The 7,789-nt window shown below is 58.6% G+C and carries 6 protein-coding genes; all 6 read left to right on the top strand.

Annotation, left to right across the window (positions count from 1 at the left end):
* Window positions 1-54 precede the first annotated feature (54 nt).
* Window positions 55-2,418, top strand: coding sequence for a DUF3141 domain-containing protein (locus VLV32_09005; GenBank protein ID HUL42024.1), 2,364 nt, complete (start codon window positions 55-57; stop codon window positions 2,416-2,418).
* Window positions 2,415-3,356, top strand: a complete 942-nt coding sequence (locus VLV32_09000) for a phosphate acetyltransferase (GenBank protein HUL42023.1) — start codon at window positions 2,415-2,417, stop codon at window positions 3,354-3,356. Before VLV32_09005 ends, VLV32_09000 begins: the two co-directional genes overlap by 4 nt.
* Window positions 3,357-3,360: 4 nt before the next feature.
* Window positions 3,361-4,563 carry an acetate/propionate family kinase gene (locus VLV32_08995; GenBank protein HUL42022.1) on the top strand — a complete coding sequence of 401 codons (1,203 nt, stop codon included), beginning with the start codon at window positions 3,361-3,363 and terminating at the stop codon, window positions 4,561-4,563.
* A gap of 111 nt (window positions 4,564-4,674) precedes the next feature.
* Window positions 4,675-5,457 carry an enoyl-ACP reductase FabI gene (fabI, locus tag VLV32_08990; protein HUL42021.1) on the top strand — a complete coding sequence of 261 codons (783 nt, stop codon included), beginning with the start codon at window positions 4,675-4,677 and terminating at the stop codon, window positions 5,455-5,457.
* Between the two features lie 16 nt (window positions 5,458-5,473).
* Window positions 5,474-6,490, top strand: coding sequence for a hypothetical protein (locus tag VLV32_08985; GenBank protein ID HUL42020.1), 1,017 nt, complete (start codon window positions 5,474-5,476; stop codon window positions 6,488-6,490).
* Between the two features lie 96 nt (window positions 6,491-6,586).
* A partial coding sequence (locus VLV32_08980) for an adenosylcobalamin-dependent ribonucleoside-diphosphate reductase (protein ID HUL42019.1) occupies window positions 6,587-7,789 on the top strand: 1,203 nt, incomplete at its 3' end.

Below are 7,789 nucleotides of genomic sequence, written 5' to 3'. Positions count from 1 at the left end.
TTGCAACAGCAAAGTAAACTTCGAATTATCTTTTTTCCCTGTCGAGGCTAGTTCATGGATGCCGGTGCCCAAGTTTCACGCAGTTACGACCTTTCTGGCAAGGTTGCGCGGCTTTTTCAGAAACGTGTGAAGATCGCGCAGGACCAGTTCAAAGAGCGGGTGCAGAAAGCCTACAACGAACACGTTGCCGACCTCACGGCGAAGCCGGTCAATGCGTGGAATATCTGGACCGACTGGTACCAGTATTCGATCGATACGTGGCAGCGCTCGGTGCTGTTTTGCGATACGCTGCGCCAACGTGGCAACAATTATCTGGAGCACGTCCAGCAAGGCCTGCCGCCCGTCTTGCACTTTGCATACGAAATGGTGCTCGATGGCCGTACCTTCAAGCAGCCGGTCAACTATGCGCTGGTGCGGATCGTCCCGCCACAAGGCGTGACAGTGGATGCGAAACGGCGGCCGTACATCATCATCGACCCGCGCGCCGGACACGGTCCCGGCATCGGCGGCTTCAAGGACGATTCGGAGGTGGGCGTCGCGCTGCGCGATGGACATCCGGTCTACTTCGTGATCTTTTTTCCCGAACCGGAGCCGGGGCAAACGCTGCTCGACGTATGCACCGCGGAGCAACAATTCGTGCACAAGGTGCGCGAATTGCACCCGAAAAGCGCGAAGCCAGCCATTGTTGGCAATTGCCAGGGAGGCTGGGCTGCGATGATGCTCGCGGCGTCCGATCCGGACGATACCGGCCCGATTGTGATCAACGGCGCGCCGATGTCCTACTGGGGCGGCGCGTGGCGTGAAGGCGAAGGCGACAACCCGATGCGATACGCGGGCGGCATGCTCGGCGGGTCGTGGCTCGCCTCGCTCACGGCGGATATTGGCGACGGGATATTCGATGGCGCGTATCTTGTCCAGAATATGGAGAATTTGAATCCGGCCAATACCTTCTGGGACAAGTATTATCACGTGTTCGCCAACATTGACACCGAGCCGCCGCGCTTTCTTGAGTTTGAGCGCTGGTGGGGCGGCTTCTATCTGATGAACCGGCAGGAGATTGAATGGATAACGCGCAATCTTTTCGTCGGCAACAAGCTCTGGTCCGGCGAAACACCCGCACGGGGCGGCAAGGTTTTTGATCTGCGCGAAATCAAGTCGCCGATCATTCTGTTTGCCTCGATGGGCGACAACATCACGCCGCCGCAACAGGCATTCAACTGGGTAGCGGATGTCTACGGCAGCACCGAAGAAATCAAAGCACGCGGCCAGGTGATCATCGGGCTGCTGCACCAGGACGTCGGACACCTTGGGATCTTCGTCTCAGGAAAAGTCGCGAAAAAAGAACATGCCCAGATTGTTTCGGTGTTGAAAGCGGTAGAGGTGCTGCCACCGGGTCTATACGGAATGGAAATCACCGAACGGAAGGGCGATAAGCAGCAAACTGAGTACCAAGTCGAGTTCCGTGAGCATCGGCTGGAAGACGTCGTCGCGCGTCTCAACCGTCTGAAACGTGCCGACGAAAAGCCGTTCGAGGCTGTAGCGCAAGTGTCGGAGTTCAATCAGCGTGCTTATGAACTCTTCGCGCAGCCGCTGATTCAATCCCTCTCAAATGAGTTCACCGCGAAGCTCTCGCGCGAATTCCATCCACTGCGTTTCCAGCGCTGGGCATTTTCCGATACAAATCCGTGGCTGACCTGGCTTCCTCCCGCGGCGAATGCAGTCAAGTCCCAGCGCAAAGCGGTGGGAACGGACAACGCTGTGCGCAAAATCGAGAAAATGATGGCGGAACTGGTCAGCGCCTCGCTTGATTTTTACCGCGCAATGCGAGACGCGGTAAGCGAAGCTGCGTTCTTCCAAACCTACGGCAGCATGTTCTCATTCTACCTTGCCGACAAGTATGAAGCGGAAGAGCACGCCGCGCAAAGCACCGCGGATCCGCGCGAGCTGCCATTCGTAAAAGATGCGCTCGCATCTATCGCGGAGGGTGGCTACGCCGAGGCGTTTGCGCGAGTGGATTACCTGGTGCGCCCCAAAGGCAGCTTGCCGCTGTCACGACTGATGCTGCGCCAGGAGTTGGCGAAGGATTACGCTGACTTCGTGCCTTCGCTGCCGCTCGACCAGGCGCGTCGCATTCGGGGCGAGCAGGAAATCGTCGCGCACTACGAACCCGACCGAGCGATTGAGACTTTACCGCAGCTGCTTAGCGAGCCCGTGGATCGCGAACGACTGCTTACGCTGCTCGATCGGCTGCTTGCTGACCGACGCGTTCTTCAGGAGATCAAGCCTACCGCGGAGCAGATGGGCATGGTCGAACGCATCCGCTCGGTGCTGGGCGCGACGGGTGGCGGTGTGAAGTCGCCACCCCAAGGTCAACGTCGCCTGAGCGTTGTTACGCGCGGAAAGGGCGGCTCTAAGTGAATCGCAAGCACGAGAAATACGAGCGACTGATCGCGCGCTGCAAATCCCTGCCACCCACGCCGACCGCTGTTGCGTACCCATGCGATGAGAGTTCCCTGACGGCAGCCGCTGAGGCGGCCAGAGCCGGCTTGATCGCGCCGATCCTCTTCGGGCCCCGCGCGCGTATCGAGGCTACGGCAAAGCAGCATGGGATCGACATTTCAAAGTTTGAAATGGTGGATGTGCCGGATAGCGAAGCCTCGGCTGCCGCGGCGGTGGCACTGGTGCGCCAAGGCAAGGCGGAGGCCCTTATGAAAGGCAGTCTCCACACTGACGAGCTGATGGGCGCGGTAGTCAAGCGCGATACTGGCCTGCGCACCCCCCGGCGCATCAGCCACTGTTTTATCATGGATGTGCCCACCTATGCAGACGTGCTGATTATAACGGATGCAGCGGTCAATATCGTACCCACGCTCAAGGACAAGATAGACATCGTGCAAAACGCGATTGACCTCGCGCATGATCTAGGCGTGCCAGAAGTGCGGGTCGCGATTCTATCGGCGATGGAGACGGTGAATCCCGACGTGCCATCGACACTGGAAGCGGCGGCGCTTTGCAAGATGGCGGACCGCAAACAGATTACCGGCGCGCTGCTCGATGGCCCGCTTGCACTCGATAACGCGATCAGCCCGGAGGCTGCGCAAATCAAGAAAATAGATTCGCCGGTCGCCGGCCGCGCCAACGTGCTGGTTGCGCCGGACCTCGAGGCCGGCAACATGCTGGCGAAGAGCCTGACATTTCTCGCAGGCGCGGACGCGGCAGGCATCGTGCTCGGTGCGCGCGTGCCAATCATCCTGACCAGCCGCGCCGATTCTGTGCTAACACGGCTTGCCTCATGCGCGGTCGCCGCACTGCTGGCCAAAGCCCGTCGCGACCGAGGCGGCAAAGAGCTTTGGTGAAGTAGTGACCGACGCGATTCTAGTTTTAAACGCAGGCTCGTCGAGCATCAAGTTCTCGGTGTTTGTCGACCAAGGACCAGAGCCCGCGTTTAGTTTCGGCGGCCAAATTGAGGGGCTCTACACCGCGCCGCGATTTGCCGCCAGGGATGCGGCCGGCGCGAGCATCGGTGCCTACGCATGGGATGAAGGCACGCGCCTTGGCCATGATGGCGCAATTGAGTACTTGGTCAATTTTTTACGTGAGCGTCGTGAAAACCACCGCCCGGTCGCGGTGGGTCACCGAGTGGTGCACGGCGGGCTCGAATTTTCCAAGCCAGTGCTGCTTGATTCGCAAGTCGTCGCGAAGCTCGAAAAATTGATACCGCTTGCGCCGCTGCATCAGCCGCACAACTTGGCGCCCATTAAATTCGTCTTCGAGCGCATGCCACAATTGGCGCAAGTGGCGTGTTTCGACACGGCGTTTCATCGTGTGCAAACCGAAGTTGCGCAGGCATTCGCGCTGCCGCGATCCATTACCGACCGCGGAGTGCGCCGCTACGGCTTTCACGGCTTGTCCTACGAGTACATCGCCAGCACATTACCGCGCCTCGATGCAAAGGCGGCAGCCGGCCACGTCGTGGTCGCACATCTTGGCAATGGAGCCAGCATGTGCGCGATCAAGGCCGGAAAAAGTATCGCGAGCACGATGGGATTCACTGCAGTAGACGGCCTGCCGATGGGTACGCGTTGCGGGACCATAGACCCCGGCGTGATGCTTTATCTGATGGACGAACTGAAAATGGACGCGCGCGCAATCGAAAAGCTGATCTATCAGCAGTCAGGACTACTCGGCGTGTCCGGAATTTCGAGCGACATGCGAGCGCTATTGGCAAGCAGTGATCCGCGCGCAAAGCTTGCGATCGATCTGTTCGTATATCGTATTACGCGAGAACTGGGCTCGCTGGCCGCCGCGCTGGGCGGCCTCGATGCGCTGGTGTTTACCGGCGGCATCGGCGAGCACGCCAAGGCAATCCGCGAGCGTGTTTGCGGCGAAGCCGCGTGGCTTGGCGTGGGGCTTGACTTAGCGGCCAATGACTCTGGTCGACCGCGCATCAGCGTGGATTCGAGCCGGGTTAGTGTCTGGGTTATTCCGACCAACGAGGAGTTAATGATTGCCCGCCATACCAGCGCGTTACTGAGAACAAGTTCGAGGGGTGTCCCGGCGTGACACAGAAAATAGCGCGTTCTATTCGCGCAATTGTGCAGCGGAGCTTTTTGGTTTCCGAAGTGGGACCTGTCGCGGCGCCGCCCCACATACAAATCCAAGGAGAATCGTAGAATGTCACTTCAAATTCCACGACCGGTACTGAAAGGGAGCAAGGCATTAGTTGTCGGTATCGCCAACCAGAATTCAATCGCATATGGCTGCGCGAAAGCGTTTCAGGAGCTTGGTGCGGATCTGGCGATCACCTATATAAATGAAAAAACGAAGACGTATGTAGAGCCGCTGCTGAAAGAGCTTGGCACCCCGATCTTTATGCCGCTCGACGTGGCCCGTCCCGGCGAGCTGGAGGCGGTTTTTGAGATAATCCGCAAGAAGTGGAACCGGCTTGACATTCTCGTGCATTCCATTGCCTGGGCGCCGAAAGAGGATTTGCAGGGCGGATTGCTTAATTGTTCCACTGAAGGCTTCAAGCAGGCGATGGATATCTCGTGCCACTCGTTCGTGCGCATGGCGCGGCTGGCGGCGCCCTTGATGAAGAACGGCGGAACCTTATTTGCGATGAGCTACTACGGCGCCAACAAAGTCGTGCCCAACTATAACGTAATGGGTCCGGTAAAAGCGGCGCTAGAAGCATCCTGCCGTTACCTGGCCTATGAGCTCGGTACCAAGGGCATACGCGTGCACGCGATTTCGCCAGGCCCCCTCAAGACCCGCGCTGCCTCAGGCCTCAAGGACTTCGACTTGATGCTCAACGCCGCTGCCCAGCGCGCTCCCCTCGGCGAATTGGTGGATATCATGGACGTAGGCTTCACTTGCGCCTACCTCGCGACACCTTTCGCGCGACGCCTCTCGGGCGCGACGGTTTACGTCGATGGCGGCGTAAACATCATGGCTTAATTTGCTGGCGCCCATCATGGGAATTTTCGAATGGATTCGCGGCGGCGCTCAAAGCGCGCCGGACGCTGCACGAATTGATGAGACGGTGGAACGCATTGTACAAATGACGAATCCGCGATTGCGGTTCGTGTCCCGTTACCGCGCACGGCTTAGACCCGCAGTAAAAGTATCAATAACTTATGCCGGCGAGCTTGTGGCGGGGGCCGCTCCCGCGCGGGAGGCAAGTGCAGCGTCCTGGGCGGCCGATCCTTACCTGCGCGCATTCTTTGCGACGGCTGACGAAATCCCACGGGTCTTTGGCCGCGCGGCTGACCTGCGCGCGCAGTTTGATCGGAACCCGGATTCGCAGGAGGCCTACGCAGTGCTGAGCATGCAAATGGTCGAACGCAAGATTCTAGGTATGGCATTGGAAGACGGAACCATGCGCCGCGAAGTTGCGCAGACCAGTGTGAGTTTCGGCGACTACCGGGTGCGCATCTGCGGACGCACCGAACCCGAGCTTAGGGCGGAAATCGAGCGGCATATCGTGGACCAGCTTGCACTGGAAGGACTTGTGCAAGTAGGCGCGGAACAGTCTCGGCGCGAGACATTAACGCAGGAACGCGGGTTGCTAACGACAAGACTGAAGTTGCTGGAGCAGCAAGGTGCCGGGATGCGGGCGGTACTGGGAGCTGAAACGGTTGGGGCCAGCGAGCTCGCGCGCTTGCAATCGAAAATCGACGATAACGCGCGTAACCTCACCGGTTTGGGATCGGCTACGGAAGCGCTCGACCGCGAACTCGAGCTCATCTGCAGCGTGCTTGCAAAGCCTCAAGCGCACTTCAATGTCACCACACGAACGATGCGACTTGACCGTATGAATGTCGTGCTTGATGATGCAGATGCATCGGGCGGCACCGATTTCGAATTTCAAGTCGCCCAGGTCCCGGGTGTCACGCCCCCTGAGACACGTGCGTTTGCGCTGGTGCGCTTTGCGCGCGCCGATTTGCCTCCAGCCGGACTTCGGTTTGATGCGGCGGTGCCTCTGTTGTAGCCGGCGCGATATTCTGCGGCCTGCTTTTTGCTGGACGTAGTGGTCTGCGGGTTACTATAGTATTATTAACAAGACAAAATTTTTAATTAAAGCGCTATGACAGAACAACTGGAGCAGCGATCTATACTTCGCGAGCAGGATATATGCCGCGAAGTCCTGCTCGAAAAATATGCCAAGGGCGGGGAACAGTCCGTCCAAGATGTGCGGCGGCGGGTCGCCAAGGCGCTGGCCGCGGCAGAGGCGGAAGAAAAGCGCGCACATTGGGAAGAACGCTTTTTTGAAGCCATGGAAGCCGGCTTTGTTCCCGCCGGACGAATCAATTCCGCAGCAGGCGTTCGCCTGCAGGCGACGCTCATCAATTGTTTCGTGCAGCCGGTCGGTGATTCGATTTCAAACATCGTGGACGGCAAACCGGGCATCTACGTCGCTTTACTTGAATCCGCTGAAACCATGCGCCGCGGCGGCGGCGTGGGCTATGATTTCTCGGCAATTCGCCCCAAGGGCGCTGAGGTAAAGGGCACGCATTCGCGCGCGAGCGGCCCGGTTTCGTATATGCGCGTGTTTGACCGCTCGTGTGAGACAGTCGAATCGGCGGGCGCCCGGCGCGGCGCGCAGATGGGCGTGTTGCGTTGCGACCATCCCGATGTCGAGGAATTCATCCACGCCAAAGATTCCGGCGATCTGGCCAACTTCAACATTTCCGTTGGTGTTACCGACGCATTCATGCGCGCTGTGGAAAGCGATTCCGAAATCGAGCTGGTGCATAAGGCACAGCCCTATGCTGATCTACTTGAATCGGGCGCCTATCAGCGCGACGACGGATTGTGGGTATACCGCAAGATAAAAGCGCGCGAGCTCTGGGATCAGATCATGCGCTCGACTTATGATCATGCTGAACCCGGGATTTTATTTCTCGATCGCATTAATCGCGACAACAACCTGTATTATTGCGAGACGATCGAGGCTACCAACCCCTGTGCTGAAGAACCGCTTCCGCCCTATGGTTGTTGCTGCCTCGGTTCCATCAACCTGACGCGTTTCGTGCGTATGCCTTTCAGTGAACAGGCACGATTTGATTTCGATGCATTTGCGAAAGTCGCAAAGGTCGCGGTGCGGATGCTGGATAATGTGCTCGACGTCACGGCCTGGCCGCTTGACGCGCAGCACCGTGAAGCCATGAGCAAGCGCCGTGTGGGACTGGGTTTTCTCGGACTAGGCGATGCACTCATTATGCTGCGACAGCGCTACGATTCCCAGGAAGCGCGCGCAATCGCTGCGAAGATATCCGAGCATTTGCGC

The sequence above is a fragment of the Burkholderiales bacterium genome (assembly GCA_035518095.1).
Classification (GTDB): Bacteria; Pseudomonadota; Gammaproteobacteria; order Burkholderiales; family JAHFRG01; genus JAHFRG01.
This window is presented reverse-complemented; position numbering and strand designations above follow the sequence as displayed.

Bases quoted from the DNA above. Each gene is read 5' to 3' on its own strand.
- VLV32_09005 (HUL42024.1), top strand. From the start codon at position 55: ATGGATGCCGGTGCCCAAGTTTCACGCAGTTACGACCTTTCTGGCAAG.
- VLV32_08985 (HUL42020.1), top strand. From the start codon at position 5,474: ATGGGAATTTTCGAATGGATTCGCGGCGGCGCTCAAAGCGCGCCGGAC.
- fabI (HUL42021.1), top strand. From the start codon at position 4,675: ATGTCACTTCAAATTCCACGACCGGTACTGAAAGGGAGCAAGGCATTA.